The sequence below is a fragment of the Methanosphaera sp. A6 genome (genome assembly GCF_001729395.1).
Taxonomy (GTDB): Archaea; Methanobacteriota; Methanobacteria; order Methanobacteriales; family Methanobacteriaceae; genus Methanosphaera; species Methanosphaera stadtmanae.
In genome coordinates this window covers 1-19217 of record NZ_MAIF01000165.1, presented here as the reverse complement: position 1 = coordinate 19217, position 19217 = coordinate 1, and the positions used below count along the sequence as shown (strand labels likewise).

Genomic DNA, 19217 nt, shown 5'->3' with positions numbered 1-19217 from the left:
TGGTACGGCGACCATAGCGATAGGGTCACATCTGAACTCGTCTCGATCTCAGTAATAAAGTCTATCCACGTTTTGTTTGGTACTATAGATGGTAAGTCTATGGGAATTTCAGAAAGTTGCCGGCCTTTAAAATTATTTTTAGAACTTATTTTTAATTTTGAATTTCATGACTTTTAAAAATGCCGTGGTAGTTCAGTTGGGAGAACGCCAGACTGAAGATCTGGATGTCGCTGGTTCAAGTCCGGCCCACGGCATACTATTATTAATTATTTTTTTCTGTTTTAAAATTCTATTTTTATAATTATTTTAATCTATTATGGAAATCTTATTTTCTATTAAATTATTGTATTTTTTTGGTTTCATTGTAATTTTCTATTATTATACTTAATTATTTATTTGTATATTAAGGTAGGAAGTATTGATTAGAAATTAGCTTTATTTTATTTTATATTTAAATCAAGTATAATTCTGAGTTTATTCTATTAATAGAATTAGTATTCTTTTAGATATTATTTTATTTAGTTTATGTTTTATTGTTTTTATTTTTTTATAATATTCTTATTCATTTTTTATAATACCTTTTTTTATTATTTTATTTAATTTTCTACCTTTTTTAAATTCATTATAAGGTTATACTATTTATTTAATTGGACTTATTTTAAATTATTTACTTGGTGATTATTTTATCTATAAATTTTAGTAAATTTCATGAATATTTTTAAGTTATTGTTGTAAAAATCACTCCAGTCTTTTATATATCGTAATATATTCTAAATTACTTATTTTAATCATTGTTTAAATTATGGTTTTATTTAGTGTACTTTGTTTATTTCATATTCTTTTTTTTCGAGTTTTATTTTTCATATTTTTTATATTATTTTCATTAATTTTTATACAATTTTTAATTTATTTTCATGATAAAACTAAAAATACTATGATTGATATAAATTATTATGTCATTTCCAGTTTCTGGATAAGTACTATTGGGTTTAATAACTAAACCTAATCTGTAATGGATATTTTTAGTATAAAATATGACTGCCTGGTACGAGGGTTACTCGGGGAGGGATGTTGGTAATCTACCTGTGATCTGGAGAGTTAGTAAACAGGCAATATTTTAATTAAAAAAAAGGTTTTGTATGGGAGGTTATCTAGAATTTATCTAGTATATCTTTATAAACACTTTTTATAGGTTCTTCTGATTTTTCATATATTTTTTTAAGTATTAATTCTGGAGTACTATTTGCTAAATAATTTATTTTTGGACTTCTATCTACTATTAAGTTATAATCACTGTCAAGTCCCTTTGCTTCTATACCATCTGTTCTAATATGTATATTTTCAGTTCTTTTAAGTATTTCTGGTGCCATATGTGTTACTATCACAGCATATGATTCATCATCTTGTATATGTTCAATAAATCCTATGATTATTTTCACTGCTGCTTCTAGTTCTGTTATTGATTCAAGTTCATCAATTAATATTAATTTCTTTTTATTACCTACAGCTACAGGTATGAATGAAGTTAAAAATGTTTCAAATGCTCCAGCATTCAGTGACTGTTTCTTTGTAAAGTAATATACCTCGTTTGTTTGTGGTATTATGGCCTTTTTAGAACATACTCCAAGACCCATATGTGCCATAATAGTATGTTGCGCTAACATTTCAAGTAGTGTTGTTTTTCCACCACTATTTGCTCCTGTTAAAAGTATGATATTATTTTCATTATCTAAATTGTAATTTATAGGTTGAATTTCTTTATTTTCTATTTTTTCCTGTTGTTTTAATCTTAATTCAAGACTATCTTCAAGATAATATTCATCTTTAATTTGAGGTATTGTTAGATTGTAGAACTTTGTAAAACTTGCTAGTGTAAATTGATAATCATAATGTATAAGTTCTTCTGTTTCTATTTCTATTTCTTTTCTATATTTTTCTAGTATAACACATGCATTAATTTCTTGTTCATATTCCTTTAAATGAATATTTGCAAGTGTATTTTCTTGTATTCTTTTTATTTCATCATAATCTAATTCTAAGGGGTATTTAATTATGAATGGATCGAATATTAATCCAGTTTTATTTGTTATTTCTTCTTTTGCTTCATCTAGTACTTCATTGAATATACTCATTATTTTTGATGGAAGATTTCCTTCATTATTTAATAGTTGTAGTACTTCATCACCTTCAAGTGCTATTTCCTTTATTTGTTGATTTATTGTATCGTTAGCTTCATCTTTAATCTCTTCCACAACATCTATAATTGCTTTTTTATTTTTCTTTTCTAATGATATACTATCAAGTGCTACTAAAACTTCATCTATACAACTTTCAAGTCCAAGATATTCTCTTAATTGGTAGACATACTCTAGTGTTGATCTATTTTTTCTATAGTATTCAAGTATGATATTTGGCTGAATTTCATAGTCTGGACTATCATTACTTATAGATACAACATTTGCAGATTCACCAGGATCTACATTATATTCATTATATAAATATATTACAAATTCAAAGTCATCTAGACTCACATGATCCTCTAAGGGGTATATGTTACAGTACTTGTTTATTCCCCTTTTTATTAGGGATAGATAATCATTATAATCTTCACATAATATTGCATATTCATCATTAAATTTTGGTTTTACATCGTTATTCAATGGTTTTATATTTTCATATAGTAATCTTATGTAATTATAGTCTAAATTAGCAGTATCGTCCAGTGTTTTTTCTATTAATTGACTGGTTCTTTTAATTTCATCATAGTCAGTTGTGGGATTTAGAAGTAACACCCTATTTCTTGCATAATCTGTACTTGTAAATTCAAGAATTTTATTGATGATATCTTCATAGATTTTCTGTGCCTGTTGTGTTTTTATAAAATTATCTTCATTAATTCCATGTATAAATCTAATAATTTCCAGAGCTTTTTTTTGACTTAATCCCTGAATATTCATTAACTTATCAATATCATATTCCAGTACTGAATTAACAAATACATCATATGAACCATAGCTTTGAATTATCTTATCTATAAGCTTACTTCCCACACCTTTTATTTGTTCAATTTCAAATATATCTAACACTTCCAGATGTTGTTAATAATAATTTAATTAGTGAAATAGAATTCATTTTATTATAATTACTTAAATATCTTTTTCAACATAATATTTTATATTAATAATGTATTTTTCATATTATTTTAAATAATCTTATATTAAAAAAATCATATTATTTTTTTTAAATATTGTGGAGGCTATTATGGATTTTATAATATACATAGTTTTATTATTAATTGGTGGTTGTTTTGGAGGATTAATGGCAGGACTACTTGGAGTTGGTGGTGGAATAATTCTTTCACCAATACAATATTATTTACTTCAATCAATAGGTGTTAATCCAAGTATTGCTCTTCCCATGTCCTTTGCAACAAGTCTTGCAGTAATCTTTGTTACAATGATTAGGGGAACACGTGAACATTATAGAAATGGTAATGTTGAAGATAGATTTCTTAAACAGATGATGATTCTAGGATTTATTGGAGCAATATGTGGAGCATTCATATCTACACATATCGATGTTACATTACTTAGTTTTCTCTTTGGAGTTCTTTGTATAGTGGCAGTACTTAACATGATTCTAATAAAATATCCTGATAATGATGAGAATATAAGTAAAAGTAAATTAGGTCATTCATTATTAGGTTTTGCTGCTGGATTGTTATGTGGATTACTAGGAGTTGGTGGTGGAGTAATTATGATTCCAGCCCTTACAATACTACTAAAGTATCCAACACATAAGGCAATTGGAACATCATCAGCTTCAATAATTGCAACAACACTTGGAGGACTTATAGCATATATCATTCTTGGATTAAATGTTTCAAATCTTCCACAGTTTTCTATAGGTTATGTGAATATTTTACAATTTATATTCTTAACAATAACAAGTACATTTGTTGTAAAATATGCTGCTGATTTATCAGTAAGAATAGATGCTAGAATTCTAAAAATATTCCATATAATTATTGTAGGCTATATTGGTCTTAATATGATTGGAATCATCTAAAAAGAAGAAAAAAAGTTTTCTTCTATATTATTTTTTATATACTCCTTTTTCAAAGTTTGCTTCATAGAAATTATTATTTACATTCAATGTTAATGTGGATGATTTATTGTTGTTTATGTTATTGAAGTGGTGGAGTATTGTTTTTGTATCATCTAGGTTGAATAATCTAGAATCAATACTTAGGAAATCTATTTGTGTATTATTTTTTATTTTATTTATTTGTCTAGATAAATCAAGTATTCTATAGTCAAATATATGACTTTGTTTATAACAGTCAAGTTTTAATTTAAATCTATTGTTTCTTTTATCAACTAGGTAGAAGTTACTTATATTATCATCACAAATCAGTGTGTTAAAATCATCCTTACTTAGCATTAATTGAATATAACCAAATACCATATATTCAAGTTGACATGATGTATTTCTTAATTGTTTAATATCATTGAATGCGAGTTCATTAGATATGGCTAATCTTTTAAATCCTGGTGTTTTAGCTAGTTTTTCAATTGAATAGTTGTTATATATATTTAAATTACTTCCATAACAATCTACATCTAAAGCATCACATACACCAATGTTATCACTTTGAACTATAATATCAATATCTTCAAGTTGAAGTTTTAATAGAATTTCACTAACAGATGGTAAGTCTTTATCAAGTAGTAGTTGTGGTAGTATCCATACAATTTTTTTATTTGAAAGAGTTTTATTTAACTTTACTAAATCATCATATATATTTTCTAAATATTCATCTATAGTCTCATAATTATAATTTGCATCATAGTAAACATATTCTATAAAATCATAATCTTTAATAATTAATGCCTGTTCTATGGAACTTATATAGATGTTCCATTGGGTATTACTTGTTTTAGTTTCATGTTTTTTATAATGATTATTTTTAAATATTTCAATGTTGTTTTTTACTTCTTTAATTTCATTTTTTGTTGGTATGTATGAATTCATTATTGTTTTATCAACATACTCTATTAATTGTCTTCTTATGTTGTTTAAGGTGGATGTTGGCATGAAGAGATCTTCTTGGAAATTTTCATAACTTATTTTTCCAATTTTGTAGTTTGTATTTCCTGTTTTTGCTAGTTGTTTATTGATAACATCCTTTGTTAGGGGTTTGTTTATTGCTTTTTCAAATTTATCTTTACTTGTAAATGTAAGTGTTTTTTTGTAATGATCACTCATACATTTTATTACAAGTTTGCCCTCATTATTAATAGAAACATTAAGATTAAGTGTTGTTTTATGAATGTTTTTTTGATTTATAATTTGTTTGGTTGTTTTATTAAGATATTTTGAATATGTGATATAGACCATAGAATCTTCTTTTACTGGAATGTTCTTTCTTAGCAATATTTTAATCTTATTTTTTGATTGTGAAAAAATTCTACTAACATACATTCCACAACTTTCACCATCATACTCAAATTTAAGACCATCACCATTAACAATCTTTGTAGGAAAACGTTTATTACCAAACTTAATAGTAACACTATTCTCATCAACTTTAATAACTCTACCAATAGGATAACCCTGACTTCCAGAACGTTCTCTACCAACAACATTAGAACTTTCATTATTCATAATATATCCACTAGTTAAACCCCTATTAAATGCAAGATTTAATAATAAATAATTATCTCTATTAATATCACCATCAATAGCACATCTATATACATAAACACTACTTGAAACATATTCTACAGGTTTCATTCTACCTTCAATCTTAATGGAATTAACACCAGCATCAACTATTTCCTCAATATTATTATATGTACATAAATCCTTAGTACTTAAAAGATAAGTACTACTTGTAAGTTTACTACCATATTCATCCTCTAAAGTATATCTCATTCTACAAGGTTGGGCACATAAACCTCTATTACCACTTCTACCACCTAAAAATGATGACATTAGACACTGGCCAGAATAACAATAACATAAAGCTCCATGACCAAATACTTCAACGTTCATATCATGATTAAATCTGTGAATATTAGTAGTAATATTTTTAATTCTATCTATTGGAACTTCTCTTGAGAGATTAACATTACTATAACCATTTTCACATAACCATTTAACAAAAGAATAATCATAGATAGTCATTTGTGTGGAAGCATGTAACTCTAAATTAGGCATCAAATTATTGATGATACATCCAAGACCAATATCCTGAATAATAACAGCATCCACACCATGAGAATATAAATAGAAAACATAATCAACAACATCAACAATTTCACTCTCACAAATAGATATATTAACAGTAACAAAAACCTTAACATTATATTCATGACAAAAGTTAATAGCCTCCTTTAATTCATCATAATTAAAATTATCAGCAAAATATCTGGCACCATACTTATTTCCAGATAAATACACATAATCAGCACCACTAAATACAGCTGCAGATAAAGTCTTCATAGAACCTACAGGTGCAAGTATTTTACATTCATTATTCAAAAATAATCTCCTCCCAAAAAACATCTTTACTTTATTATCTTTTTATTTAATTATATAAAATAAATTAAGATGAAAAAATAAACATATTGATATAATAAAATTCTTTGGAGAAAATATATGTACATAGTATTAGAAGGAATAGATGGAGTAGGAAAAACAACACAAACAGAAAAACTAAAAGAATGGTTAGAAAAACGTGGATTTAGTGTAAAAACAATAGTAGAACCAACAGATTCAGATATAGGTAAAATAATACGGGAAGAACTATTAAAACCAGAAGCAACATCTGATACAAATCAACAAATGTTAGCACTACTATTTGCAGCCGATAGATTAACTCTAAAAGATGAGATAAATCAAGTAAAAAATAATCAACAAAAAATATTAATAAGTGACAGATCATTCTACTCCAGTATAACCTACCAAAATTCCACAACAATAGAACCTGAATGGATTTATAAGATAAACAAACATACACCACGACCAGATTTAACAATAATATTAGATATTGATGAAGATGAAGCTTTAAAACGTTGTGATAAAATAGATACGTTTGAAAACAAGGAATTTCTTGAAAAAACAAGGGAGAACTATTTAAAATTAGTAAAAACTGAGAAAAATATTGTAAAAATAGATGCAACACCTACAGAAGATGTAGTTCAAGATGAAATCCGTAATCAAATCATAAAATATTTAAAATTATGATATTTTTTTTTAATAAAAAGAAAAAAGGAGTAATTCTCCTTTACATATTTAAACGTTCCTTCATAATATCTACAAGATAATTAATAGCATCGTTTATATCATATAATGTTCCATGGAACTGAGGACCTTCATCTGATTGTTTAAGTTGAATATTAAATTTATTCACAGTTTCCTTAATTTCACTTACATTTGGTCCAGGAGGAAGTGTAACATCCACAACATGTTTTGCTGCTTCTCTTAAATCCTCAAGTTCACCTTCAAATAATAGAAGACCTTCCCTTGTTTGTAACATATTTAAATGATACTTTGAAATCATTTCATCAACTTGTCTTGGTTGCATACCAGACAATACCCTCATTGTATGTTTAGCACACATAAATAACATCCACCTATTTTTAGTTATTTTCCATATATTCACGAGCAGGAGCTAATCTTTCAATTAAATATTTGCTTACAGTATTTTTCAAGTCCATTGGATGTAAATCTTCATTTTCATATGTTTGAATCAATTCTTCTTCTGTTAATTCAAGATTTCCACCAAATTTTTCAGGTCTTTCAATTAAAATTTTTTCATGAGTATCAAATATGTAATAATGAGCAATTTCCATAACAGGATTGTCCTCAGAAACACCTATTGGACAGAAACTTTTATTTATCTTATTTTTAATTTCTTTAGGAGTATCATCTATTGCAATGAAGTTACCTTTACTACTTGACATTTTATCAGATCCATCAGTTCCATGAATCAATGGTATATGAATACATACAGGAGGACGATATCCTAATCTTGGAAGTATTTCTCTTGCTAACATGTGAATTTTTCTCTGTTCCATTCCACCAACAGCAATATCTGCATCTAAATCATGAATATCTAATGCTTGCATAATTGGATAAAGTGTCTGAGCAACATCATGTGTTTCATTTCTTGAAACAAGTGCCATACTACGTTGTGCTCTTTGAATTGTAGTGAGTTTAGCAGCTTTAAATACTTCTGTAATATATTCTGGTGTCATACGATCTGAACCAAGAATAAAATTAGTATCTTCACTTAAACCTAATGCTTTAAAACATTTAATATTGTATTTTGCAACTTCATTTAATTCATCTAATGTACCTTTATTATTAAGATAAGCATGTAGGTTAGCAATAAATATGGTGATTTTAAAACCAGCATCTTGTAATGTTTTCATTTTCTTAATTGTTAATGCATGACCTAGATGAACTTTACCTGATGGTTCAAATCCCACATATGCTCTTTTTTCATCTTTTTTTAATAATTCTTTTAATTCTTCAACTTCTATAATTTCTGCTGTGTCTTTTGAAATATTTTCAACAGATGCATCTATATCCATTTATGTTCCTCCAACTCTTAGTAAATATATATTATATTAATATGTATGTTCTATCTTTTATTTTTATAACATTAATTTCTTCACCAATATTGAATCTTTCCATTGATTCATGTTTTTTCAAGTCAACTGTATCATAATTATCAGGGTCAAGAACTTGAATATCTGTTGGTGTGATGTTTGTAATTGTGGTTTGTCTTATATCGTTTGGTGTGGCAATTTTCTTTATTTTATCATATTCTTTCCAACTAATAGATTCATCCTCATATGTGTGAATATTCCTACCAACAAATTTATGACTTCCAATCTTTTTAATTTCTAAAATCTTATTATCATATTCAATAAAGTCATTTCTATGAAATGATGGTAATCTAACAGAAAGCCAAGAACGATACAAATCCTTACTCTTTGATTTATCATGACCTACAATTTTACGTGACTCTGTTATATGTCCACCAAACTGTTTTTGCATATTTATTGCAATTTTATGAGCTGCATTATAAGAGCCTACCTCATAATCAATACCTTCCTTTAGAACTATACGTTCTGTCACATAGGCTAATTTATTAGTCTTAGAAATTCTTTGTATTTCATTTGAAATGAAAAGATCAGCTTCCTCTATTTCAGATTCTTCTAATTTTCTATCATCAGCACGTAGTTGTATCACTGCCTCATAATATCCAGAATAAAACTTACTACAATCAGAACAAACACCCTTTTCAACCTTTACTTCTATTGGGTATTTCTTTTCTATTGGCTCACCTATGATATTTCCAGATACATGTAATATACAATCATATACAGTACCTCTATTATTTGTTATTTGCGTTTCTATCACTGGATTTAGTAGTTTAGGATTTATTTCAATATCTTTTTGTATTGCATCATTAATAATTTCATCATCATAGTAACCAGTTTGAACCCATTTATCATGTTTTAATGTGGCACCACAATGTGAACATACTGTGAATGTTGCATATTCTGGAACTTCTACGAGTTCAAATTCCTTAAGAAAACATTCTTTACATAATCCATCATATAATTTTTCTTCACTATTACAAAGTAAACAAAACATGTAATCACTCTAAATTTATTTATTTCTACTGAAAAAATTTTCTTCAAATAAAAAAAAAGTTCTATATTGAGGAGATAAATCTAAAAAAAGGATTATAATAGAATAATACTATTATAATGATTTTAATGGTGCTCTTGCTCCACAAGCACTACATTTTAACATGTCAATACGATCTTCACGTATAATAACAGTATCTGGTCTGTTACATTCATGACACATTACAAAGTTATCCACATATTCTTTTACACGGTCATTTATTACATAATGTGTGAATTTACCTTGAAGTATAGCTCTATTTCCTTCAACATTTCCAGAAGTACCTAATTCTCTTAGTAAATATTTAAGTACGTGTTGTGGATCTCTGTTTAATGTTCTTGAAACATCACCAAAGTTTTTAATAATTGTACGATTTCCCTGAATAACAGAGTATCCTTTAGGTACTTTAAATCTTTTTGCTTCAAATATTTTATCTGGTAACTGTTCATATGCTTGATCTAGTAATTTTTCATATTCTTTAAATTCTGCATTTTCTTTTGCCATTATATGTCCTCTTCTTTAATTTTTTTTAAAATGAAATTATAATATTGATTAAATAAAACTCAGATTATATTATACATATCCTTAAGATATGGTATTATTTTTTTATTAGTATAATATAATTATATAAATACGTATTATTTAATTTTGTTATGCTACTTTATAATGGTCTGATGTTGGCTCATAAATAACACCCTTACTTTTGAGCATATTAATTACCTCATCAACCTTCTCTTCACCAACATTGTATTTATCTGCAAGTTCAGCATAAACAATATTTTTAGGAGCACTTCCCTCATATTCATCAGATAATTCCTTAATAACATCAATAATAATATTTATCTTATCTCTCTCAGATTTTGATGTTCTTCCTTCAACCTTATCAATATCTACTTTTCCAGTATCAGGATCATATCCCACTTGTTTCATACAATCTTCTTGTAATTTTATTGCACGTTGAGCATCTTCTTTTAATACTTCATTACTTAATCTAATACGTGCACTAGCTTCTGCTAAACGTACAAGAGCTTCTAATTGACGAGCAGTAATTGGTACTGGGGATTCCTCATCAATTGCACCACTACGCATAGTTACATAGAAGTCTTGCAATACTTCTGCAGCTTCTTTTGTTAATGTAGGTTGTACACTTTTACGTGCATATGCAATATATTTTCTCATAAGTTCTGGTTCAATAACATAGGGGATTGTACTGTCCTGATGGATTTTTAATATATGGCCTGCAAGGTCATGGTCACGTTCAGCATTTGGTTTATCTTCAATAATGAATATTAAATCAAAACGTGAAAGAATTGGTGAAGGTAGATCTATTTGTTCAGCAATAGATTTGTATCTGTCAAATCTACCAAATTTTGGGTTTGCAGCAGCAAGTACACTACAACGACTGTTAAGTGTTGCCATAATTCCTGCTTTTGCAATGGATATTGTTTGCTGTTCAAGAGCCTCGTGTATTGCAGATCTATCTTCTTCTCTCATTTTATCAAGTTCGTCTACACATACATTACCCTTATCACCAAGTACAAGTGCACCTGCTTCTAAACTCCAACCTCCAAGATCATCACGTACAGCTGCAGCAGTAAGTCCAACACCACTGGTACCTTTACCACTCGTATATATTCCACGAGGTGCTAATTTTGAAACATATTTTAATATCTGAGATTTACCAATACCAGGATCTCCTACTATTAGAATATGCATATCTCCCCTAATATGGGTTTTATCTTCAAGAACCTTTGCAGTTCCCCCAAATAATTGGAATGCAATAGCTTCCTTAACTTCAAAATAGCCTCTAATAGAAGGTGCTGTTGATTCAATGATTTTCTGATAGATATCAGGAGACTTTGCAAGTTCAATAATCTTTTCTTCATCTTCTTCATCAATATGTAACTCTTCAAATTCCTGTTCAAGAGGTTCAATATAATTTCCATAGATAAAATTATTAAATCTTTTAGTTCTTTCATCACGTTGAGTTTTAAGAGTACCTGTAATTCTAACTTTATCTCCTGGAGCTAATGTATCAACAAGATCATCTTCTAGTATTATGTTAATCTGTCTTGGCTGATCTCCTCCTGAAAGATTTTCAAGAGGTTCTTGTAACTTAACAGTTTGTGTATCCATATATCTAGATTCATCTTGAACTAATCTAAATGATCTTCCACCACATTCCTGACATACTGCTGGTTCATGTATGATATTTGATTTCTGTTCTACTTCATGCATTCTCATACAACTTCTACATTCAAAAACAGCACTCATTATTCTTGGATGAATTTCATCAGTTTTACGAACAATTCCATCTACTGCTATGAATTTACCAATAAATTCACTACGTAAAAATCTTAATGGAATGTTGTTTCTCACATTTTTAAATCTAACATTTAATTTTGCATTTTTTCGTTGTGGATCTATATTTACTATTGATTTTGTTGCAGCTTCAAGTGTTTCATCTGGTTTTTCAATTAATAAATCTGCAGAATCAGGGTCAAACATTTCTAATTCATTATAATCTACTACAACAGATTTTTCCTCTGGAAACATATCAAGTACAGCAAATACTTCGTCCTTACAACGAGTACTAAAAAATTCTTCAAGTTTTAATGTTGAGGATGGTGTTAAATTTTTTCGATTTTCGCTTCTCGTTGTCATATGATATTAGTTTATTTGTGTTATTATTTTTATATTTAATAGTGGTGTTTTTTATAAGACAACTTTTTTTTACATAATAATTATTAATACTTTTAATAATAAAAAAATATACTAGAGATAAATTAACTAAGAATAATATATTATTAGATTAGAGAGGTTTTTTATGAAAAAATCAAGGTTAAGACTTTTTAAAACAACTTCTTTAACAATTTCTTTAATTGGTATAATTTTAATTTTATTAACTATTGGTGTAGTTGGATATATCATAGTGACAGATGTAACAAATTCTGTTTCCACAACTGTAAATAGTGGTTCTGCATATGATAATTTAACTCAGTTAAAATCAGATTATAATAATTTATCACAGAAATATTCGGCTTTAAATGAACAGTTAGGAACTCATGCTGAAAATAATGTTAAAACTAATTATAATGAAGGTAAATTGAAATTATCTGAATTAAATGAAACTATTAATTCAATAGAAAGTGATATTAATAAAGGTGCTTCTGATAAAATAATCAGTAGTGAAATTAATCAAGCAAAAGAAGATATAAAAGAAGCTGAAGAAGTGTATAATAATATAACTGCATCTAAGTAGTTGTGCTTCTTCAAATTATTTTTTTTATTAACTATTTTTTACTACCTCTAAATCCACGTGCAATAACATACATTTCAGCACTACGTTTACGTGAAGAGTTAGGCTTTGTTGTTTTTACATTTCTAAATTTTTTCTTTAGATTCTTAATTATTTCTTGATATGCTTCTCCTTGAAAAGCTTTCATAATAAGATTTCCATTATTTTTTAGAATATTATCTATAATTTCAATTACAGCCATTGAAAGATCGTATGCTCTAAAATTATCAATATCTTTAATTCCTGTAAGTTTTGGTGCAGCATCAGATAATACTACATCTGCTTTTCCATCAATTAATTCAATAATAATATCCTGTGTTTCTTTTGTAGTAAAATCTCCTTTAACTCCAGTGTATGCTTCATGATCAATTGGCTTAATATATTCAAGATCAACACTAATAATCTGTCCTTTTCCTTCTTCACCAATAGTTTCAGCAACAACTTGGCTCCATCCACCAGGTGCTGCTCCTAAATCAACTACATTATAATCTGGTTTTAGTAAACTGTATTTCTTATCTAATTGTTTTAATTTATATGATGCACGTGAACGATAATTTTGTTTTTTAGCTAATTTATAATAATGTTCTTTATCATGTTTTGCTTTCCATCTGCTCATATTAATTACCTCCTAAATTGTGAAAAATCTAATGCTTTACATGTTGGTTGTCCTACCTTGATTATTTGAGCATCTACATTTGAATCTTTTATTTCAAGTAACATGACTGTAGGATCACTAAGGCGTGGTTGTGTTGGACTTCCAGGATTTAGAAGTAGTATATCATCTATTTGTTTAATTAATGCTTGATGTGTATGTCCACTAATTAAAATATCCACATTTAATTCTTTAGCTTTGTAATATAGTTGTTGTTCATCACCTTTAGGATATACCACTCCATGTGTTAGGCCTATTGTTAGGTTATCAATGGATAATATTTCGTATTCATTTAATCCAATATTACCATCACAATTTCCACATACTGCAGTTACTGGTGCAATTTCTTCAAGTTTCCTAATAACATCAGGTGTTTCAACATCTCCTGCATGTAATATTAAATCAACACCTTTAAATACTTCAAAAACCTTTTCTGGAATTTCATATGAACGTGATGGTATATGTGTATCTGATATAACGCCTATTAACATAAAAACATAAACTCCATATTCTTTAATTATACTCTTTTTAAAATAAAATCTATTAATTAATAGTTATATTATTCTTTAATAATTTACTTATTCCATGTTTACAATTACTTTCCATTGAAAAAAATATTAATATTTATATAACCTATTCAAATATCATTTTATATAATAATTTATTTGGAAAAAATCTATACTATTTCTATTTGAATAAATTTTTTCTTGAAATAAAAGTGTTAAATATAATCTTTCATTATTATTAATTAAATAAAAAAAGGAGATAGAATATGAGTGAATTAATTATTTGTGAAAAACCTAAAGTGGCTGAAAAAGTAGCTAAAGCTTTATCTGATTCACCAGTAAAAAATTCATATAAAAGAGTACCATATTATGAGTTTACAAATGGAAATGGAACAAAAATTACAGTATTATCTGCAGTGGGTCATTTATTTTCATTAAAAGCAAAAAATAAAAAGGATAAACGTTTATTTGATGTTGAATGGGTACCTTTAAGTGAAACTGATAAATCAAAAAAATATGTTAAAAATTATATAGATACTATAAAGAAATTCTCAAAAGATGCAGATAGATTCATACATGCATGTGATTATGATACAGAAGGAACATTAATAGGATTTAATGCTCTAAGATATATCTGTGGAGAAGATAGTATTGATAAATCATTTAGAATGAAATTTTCAGCTTTAACAAAAAAAGACTTAATAGAATCATATTCAAATGCATATCCATTAAAAGAAGATAAATCATGGGTAGATAGTGGAGAAACACGTCATGTTCTTGATTTCTTATTTGGAGTAAATATCTCAAAATCAATGACAGACTCTGTGTTGAATGTAACAAATAGATATGTTCAATTATCTGCTGGACGTGTACAAACACCAACACTTGCAATACTAACAGAACGTGAAAAGGAAATACAAAAGTTCATACCAGAACCTTACTGGCTAATAAAAGCAAAACTTCAAAAATCAATAGTAGCAGATCATAAGAAGGGTAAAATCTTTGATAAAAAGGAAGTAGATGCAATTCTTAAAAATTGTAAAGGAAAGGATGCTACAGTAGAAAAAATAACCAATAGAAAAACTAAAAAAGATTTACCAGTACCATTTGAATTAGGAACATTACAATCAGAAGCATATGCACAATTTGGTTTTACTCCACGTAAAACACAACAAATAGCACAAAATCTCTATGTTGAGGGATACACATCCTATCCAAGAACATCATCACAGAAACTTCCAGAATCCTTAGGACTACCAAATATACTTAGTCAACTATCTAAACATCCAAAATATAAGGATAAGATAAGTCAACTAGAACAACCATACAAACCACATGAAGGTAAAAAAACTGATGAGGCACATCCTGCAATACATCCAACAGGAACATTACCTAAGGACATATCTGAGGATTATCAGAAGATTTATGATCTTATAACATATAGATTTATCAGTATATTTGGTAAACCTGCAGAAATGGAATCTATAAAAGTAGAATTAGATATTGGTGGAGAACCATTCTCATTTTCAAGACAAAGAATTTCTAAGGAAGGATGGTTAAGTTTAGATCCATATCAGTATAAAAAAGTTAAAAATGAGGAATTCCCAGAGATAAAAGAGGGTCAAACAACTAAAGCTAAAGTAGCTAGTGAAGAAAAAGAAACAAAACCACCTGCAAGATATAATCAAGCATCAATTATAAGGGAACTTGAAAAAAGAGGTTTAGGAACAAAATCCACAAGGGCAAACATAGTTTCAATATTATATACTAGAAAATATGTTGAAGGTAAAAAAATAGAAGTTAGTCAACTTGGTCAACAAATAATAAATACTCTAGAAAAATATTCTGAAAGAATTACTAGTGAACAAATGACTCGTGAATTTGAAACTGACATATCTAATATTAAGGAAAATGAAATTACAGAAGCAACTGTGATTGAAGATGCTAAAAAAGAGTTAAATGGAATTCTTGATTCTATTGATGATAATATTGAAGATATTGGTAAGGAATTATATGGTGCATATGAACAAAGTCGTGTAGTTGGAAAATGTGGTTGTGGTGGTAACTTAATAATAATTTCATCACCACGTGGTGGAAAATTCGTTGGATGTTCTAATTATCCAGATTGTAAGAAAACATATTCATTACCAGCAGGTGCTAATGTTCTTAAAACTACATGTGAAAAATGTGGACTACCACTAATTTCATATGGAAAACCTAGACAAAGAGCATGTCTAGATTTTGAATGTGCAAATGGTGGACAAAAATCAACAAATGATGTTGTTGGTGAATGTCCTGATTGTGGTAAAGATCTAATAAAAAGAATGGGTAGATTTGGTGAATTTATAGGATGTACTGGTTTTCCTAAGTGTAGATTCACATCATCCATCGATGACTTTGAGAAATCTAAGAAAGAATCAGAGAAGAAAGATTAATATAAGAATATAATACTTAGAATGAATAAATTTTCTAGGTATTAACACTCCTTTTTTTTTAATTATTTGAAATAATTTCATATAAATGTTTTAGTATGATAAGTGTACCTTCTTTATTTAAGTGTTTATCATCACTTTGTTGTTGTGATGAATAGATACATGCCGGACATCCATTATCACAATCACAATCTCTAACTAATTCATAAGACATTTTAACAATATCTTTAAATAATTTATATGCTTTATTTGTTAATCCAACACCACCTTCAAATCCATCATATATGAATATTGTTGCATTTAATGTGTCTTCATGCATATTTTTAGTTACACCACCTAAATCATATGTATCACACATTACATGGAATGGAGCAACAGAAAGCATGACATTTTCAACACCTTGAAGACATCCCATAAAAACGTCCTTAAATTTTTCACTTGTAACTAGTGTTTCTTCTAAGTGTTGTCTTATATCATAGGGTATTGTAAACCAGAAACCCTTAGTTTTAAAATTCAGTGGTGGAAGATTTAATTTCTTTGATGATGAAATTTTACTAAATGTAATTGTATTGTATCTATCATACTTCTCAGTAACATTTAAACTACCATAACTAAGTTTAATATCTCCAATATTCTCTTCTTTTTCTTTTTTCAATAGTTTAACATCGACTTCTTTCAATGCTTGAGTATAGTAATTTAGATTTTTTTTCTTTACATACACACGACGTTCTTGTATGTCTAGTTTTCTTACAAGATATGTTTCACCATTATGTATTAAAACAGCATTTTCATGTGCTTCTCTAAATGCTTGTTTTTCACTCATTTCTTCAAGGAATTTATGGTCATTGAATACTTTATATGGTTCTGAACGAACATCACTTAGATTTACTTCAAAATTTGGTGATTTATCTTGTTTTAATAATTCAATATCATTATAAACCCACTGATTATCTTTGTATTTAACAATACCTTCAGTTTCTAAATCACTAATTTCATCAATAACAATACCTTCATCATCGAATCCAAAACTTTCAATTTCACCTAATTTTAGTGGAATTTCATATGCTGCACATTTAAGATGTCCTCTTAGTATTTGCTGATTGTTTAAGTCGATTATTGCATGTTCATGTGTTTTATTGAAGAATACTTCCGGATGTTTCATAAAGTATTGATCTAATGGATTTTCAAATGCAAGCATTGTAATAATTGATTCTTGGTTACGTCGTCCAGCACGTCCTGCCTGTTGCCATGTGGATATGAGTGTTCCTGGATATCCTGATATAATAACACTATCTAATGAACCAATATTTATTCCTAATTCAAGGGCATTTGTTGTTACTATTCCCTTAATTTTACCAGATTTAAGATCATCTTCTATTTTTTTTCTCTCATCAACTGTATATCCTGCTCTATATGCAGTTATTTTATTGCATAATTCTGGTTTTTCAGATTTTAATCTATCCTTTGCTCTAAGAGCAATGACTTCTGCCATTTTACGTGATATTTCAAAACATATTGTTTGTAAATCATTTTTTAAGTATGTGTTAAATAATTTTAAAGTATCTTGGTGTATTGATGGTTTTTTCTTTGATTCAAGAGCATATGGATTAAAGAACATGAAATATTTCTTACCTGATGGTGATCCATTATTATCCACTATTTTAAATTTAAGTCCTGTTAGTTTTTCACTAAATTCCACGGGATTTGCAAGTGTTGCAGTTGATATAATAAATTGTGGATTTGAACCATAGTATTTACAGATTCTTTTTAATCTTCTTATTAAAAATGCCATATTTGAACCAAACACACCTCTATACTGGTGTGCTTCATCTATTATGATGTATTTAATATTTTCGAAGAATCTTTGCCATTGTTTATGCCATGGAAGTATTAGATGTAGTTCATAGGGATTTGTTATAACAAGTCGTGACTTTCTTTTTATTTCGGGTCGTTTTGATTTGGGTGTATCTCCATCATATTTTTCAGGATATATCTCTAAATCATATTCTTTATCAATATTTAATAAGCTCTTTAATTGGTCATTAGCCAATGCCTTTGTTGGATAAATATATAATGCAGTATCTTGTTTATTATTAGTTAAATCTTCTAGTACAGGTAGTGTGAATGATAATGTTTTTCCACTTGCAGTGGGTGTTGTTATTATTACATTTTCATTGTTTCGAACATGTTTTAGTGCTTCATATTGGTGTGTGTAGAGTTTAATATGGTGTTCTTTAAGATATCTACTCAATGGTTGGGGAAGTTTAACATCTTCTGTTGTATATCTTGCATGTCTTGGAGGAATTTCTTCTATATGTTCAATTCTATCTCTAAACCATTTCTTGTTTTTGAAATATGTGAGTATGTCTGTTATCATTCTTTTTAACTACCTTTATTTTTTAATTTTTTTTATTCTTTAAAATTATATTTATTATTACTATCTGATTTTTGTATTTTAATAAATTAAGTAATTAACCATAGATAAAAAAAGAATGGATTTAGTTATACGTACTATTTTTTGATAATATGTATATTAATCTATTTTTTGGAGTATATTCTGATTTGGTTAATTTTTAATATTTTATTTTATATTATAGTCTATTATAATTTTTTTTTAT

Annotated in this window: 14 protein-coding genes, 1 tRNA gene and 1 rRNA gene; 6 read left to right on the top strand and 10 right to left on the bottom strand. The window is 27.7% G+C overall.

Annotation, left to right across the window (positions count from 1 at the left end):
- The first annotated feature begins 3 nt into the window (after positions 1-3).
- Together rrf and A9758_RS07325 are read left to right on the top strand one after the other, a co-directional pair.
- Positions 4-125, top strand: a 5S ribosomal RNA gene (gene rrf / locus A9758_RS07330).
- A 56-nt stretch (positions 126-181) separates the two neighbouring features.
- Positions 182-254: transfer RNA gene (locus A9758_RS07325), tRNA-Phe, on the top strand.
- Positions 255-1151: 897 nt separating this feature from the next.
- Here the strand turns inward: A9758_RS07325 and A9758_RS07320 are convergent.
- A complete protein-coding gene (locus A9758_RS07320; protein ID WP_011405957.1) occupies positions 1152-3086 on the bottom strand; it encodes an AAA family ATPase in 1935 nt (644 codons plus the stop codon).
- 175 nt (positions 3087-3261) lie between these two features.
- On the opposite strand from A9758_RS07320, the gene A9758_RS07315 reads away from it, so the two are divergent.
- The gene (locus A9758_RS07315; RefSeq protein WP_011405958.1) at positions 3262-4068 is read left to right on the top strand and encodes a sulfite exporter TauE/SafE family protein; all 807 of its coding nucleotides are present in this window, start codon (positions 3262-3264) and stop codon (positions 4066-4068) included.
- 27 nt (positions 4069-4095) lie between these two features.
- On the opposite strand, the gene A9758_RS07310 is transcribed toward A9758_RS07315, so the two are convergent.
- Entirely contained in the window at positions 4096-6546 is a 2451-nt protein-coding gene (locus A9758_RS07310; protein WP_011405959.1) for a U32 family peptidase, read from the bottom strand.
- Positions 6547-6663: 117 nt separating this feature from the next.
- Between A9758_RS07310 and tmk the strand changes: the two genes are divergently transcribed.
- A complete protein-coding gene (tmk, locus tag A9758_RS07305) occupies positions 6664-7251 on the top strand; it encodes a dTMP kinase (protein ID WP_011405960.1) in 588 nt (195 codons plus the stop codon).
- A gap of 40 nt (positions 7252-7291) precedes the next feature.
- On the opposite strand, the gene A9758_RS07300 is transcribed toward tmk, so the two are convergent.
- The 5 genes from A9758_RS07300 to A9758_RS07280 all read right to left on the bottom strand — a co-directional run bounded on the left by A9758_RS07300 (position 7292) and on the right by A9758_RS07280 (position 12375).
- Complete coding sequence (locus A9758_RS07300; RefSeq protein ID WP_011405961.1) at positions 7292-7627, bottom strand: hypothetical protein; 336 nt, start codon at positions 7625-7627, stop codon at positions 7292-7294.
- 19 nt (positions 7628-7646) lie between these two features.
- Positions 7647-8603, bottom strand: a complete 957-nt coding sequence (locus tag A9758_RS07295; protein WP_011405962.1) for a tyrosine--tRNA ligase — start codon at positions 8601-8603, stop codon at positions 7647-7649.
- Positions 8604-8634: 31 nt separating this feature from the next.
- Entirely contained in the window at positions 8635-9675 is a 1041-nt protein-coding gene (locus tag A9758_RS07290) for a 60S ribosomal export protein NMD3 (RefSeq protein ID WP_011405963.1), read from the bottom strand.
- Between the two features lie 111 nt (positions 9676-9786).
- Entirely contained in the window at positions 9787-10215 is a 429-nt protein-coding gene (locus A9758_RS07285; RefSeq protein WP_011405964.1) for a translation initiation factor IF-2 subunit beta, read from the bottom strand.
- A 147-nt stretch (positions 10216-10362) separates the two neighbouring features.
- Positions 10363-12375: a minichromosome maintenance protein MCM gene (locus A9758_RS07280; RefSeq protein ID WP_011405965.1), complete on the bottom strand. Its 2013-nt coding sequence runs from the start codon at positions 12373-12375 to the stop codon at positions 10363-10365.
- Positions 12376-12538: 163 nt separating this feature from the next.
- On the opposite strand from A9758_RS07280, the gene A9758_RS07275 reads away from it, so the two are divergent.
- The gene (locus A9758_RS07275; protein ID WP_011405966.1) at positions 12539-12973 is read left to right on the top strand and encodes a hypothetical protein; all 435 of its coding nucleotides are present in this window, start codon (positions 12539-12541) and stop codon (positions 12971-12973) included.
- A gap of 31 nt (positions 12974-13004) precedes the next feature.
- On the opposite strand, the gene A9758_RS07270 is transcribed toward A9758_RS07275, so the two are convergent.
- Positions 13005-13625: an RlmE family RNA methyltransferase gene (locus A9758_RS07270; RefSeq protein ID WP_011405967.1), complete on the bottom strand. Its 621-nt coding sequence runs from the start codon at positions 13623-13625 to the stop codon at positions 13005-13007.
- Between the two features lie 5 nt (positions 13626-13630).
- The gene (locus A9758_RS07265; RefSeq protein WP_011405968.1) at positions 13631-14152 is read right to left on the bottom strand and encodes a metallophosphoesterase; all 522 of its coding nucleotides are present in this window, start codon (positions 14150-14152) and stop codon (positions 13631-13633) included.
- Between the two features lie 281 nt (positions 14153-14433).
- Here A9758_RS07265 and topA point away from each other — a divergent pair, with 281 nt between their 5' ends.
- Positions 14434-16602, top strand: a complete 2169-nt coding sequence (gene topA / locus A9758_RS07260) for a DNA topoisomerase I (RefSeq protein WP_011405969.1) — start codon at positions 14434-14436, stop codon at positions 16600-16602.
- Positions 16603-16660: 58 nt separating this feature from the next.
- Here topA and A9758_RS07255 read toward each other — a convergent pair whose 3' ends face one another.
- Positions 16661-18976, bottom strand: coding sequence for a DEAD/DEAH box helicase (locus tag A9758_RS07255; protein ID WP_011405970.1), 2316 nt, complete (start codon positions 18974-18976; stop codon positions 16661-16663).
- Between the last annotated feature and the right edge of the window lie 241 nt (positions 18977-19217).

Excerpts from the sequence above, each read along its gene's own strand:
- A9758_RS07315 (WP_011405958.1), top strand. The coding sequence starts at position 3,262 with ATGGATTTTATAATATACATAGTTTTATTATTAATTGGTGGTTGTTTT.
- tmk (WP_011405960.1), top strand. The coding sequence starts at position 6,664 with ATGTACATAGTATTAGAAGGAATAGATGGAGTAGGAAAAACAACACAA.
- A9758_RS07300 (WP_011405961.1), bottom strand. The coding sequence starts at position 7,627 with ATGTGTGCTAAACATACAATGAGGGTATTGTCTGGTATGCAACCAAGA.
- A9758_RS07295 (WP_011405962.1), bottom strand. The coding sequence starts at position 8,603 with ATGGATATAGATGCATCTGTTGAAAATATTTCAAAAGACACAGCAGAA.
- A9758_RS07290 (WP_011405963.1), bottom strand. The coding sequence starts at position 9,675 with ATGTTTTGTTTACTTTGTAATAGTGAAGAAAAATTATATGATGGATTA.
- A9758_RS07285 (WP_011405964.1), bottom strand. The coding sequence starts at position 10,215 with ATGGCAAAAGAAAATGCAGAATTTAAAGAATATGAAAAATTACTAGAT.
- A9758_RS07280 (WP_011405965.1), bottom strand. The coding sequence starts at position 12,375 with ATGACAACGAGAAGCGAAAATCGAAAAAATTTAACACCATCCTCAACA.
- A9758_RS07275 (WP_011405966.1), top strand. The coding sequence starts at position 12,539 with ATGAAAAAATCAAGGTTAAGACTTTTTAAAACAACTTCTTTAACAATT.
- A9758_RS07270 (WP_011405967.1), bottom strand. The coding sequence starts at position 13,625 with ATGAGCAGATGGAAAGCAAAACATGATAAAGAACATTATTATAAATTA.
- A9758_RS07265 (WP_011405968.1), bottom strand. The coding sequence starts at position 14,152 with ATGTTAATAGGCGTTATATCAGATACACATATACCATCACGTTCATAT.
- topA (WP_011405969.1), top strand. The coding sequence starts at position 14,434 with ATGAGTGAATTAATTATTTGTGAAAAACCTAAAGTGGCTGAAAAAGTA.
- A9758_RS07255 (WP_011405970.1), bottom strand. The coding sequence starts at position 18,976 with ATGATAACAGACATACTCACATATTTCAAAAACAAGAAATGGTTTAGA.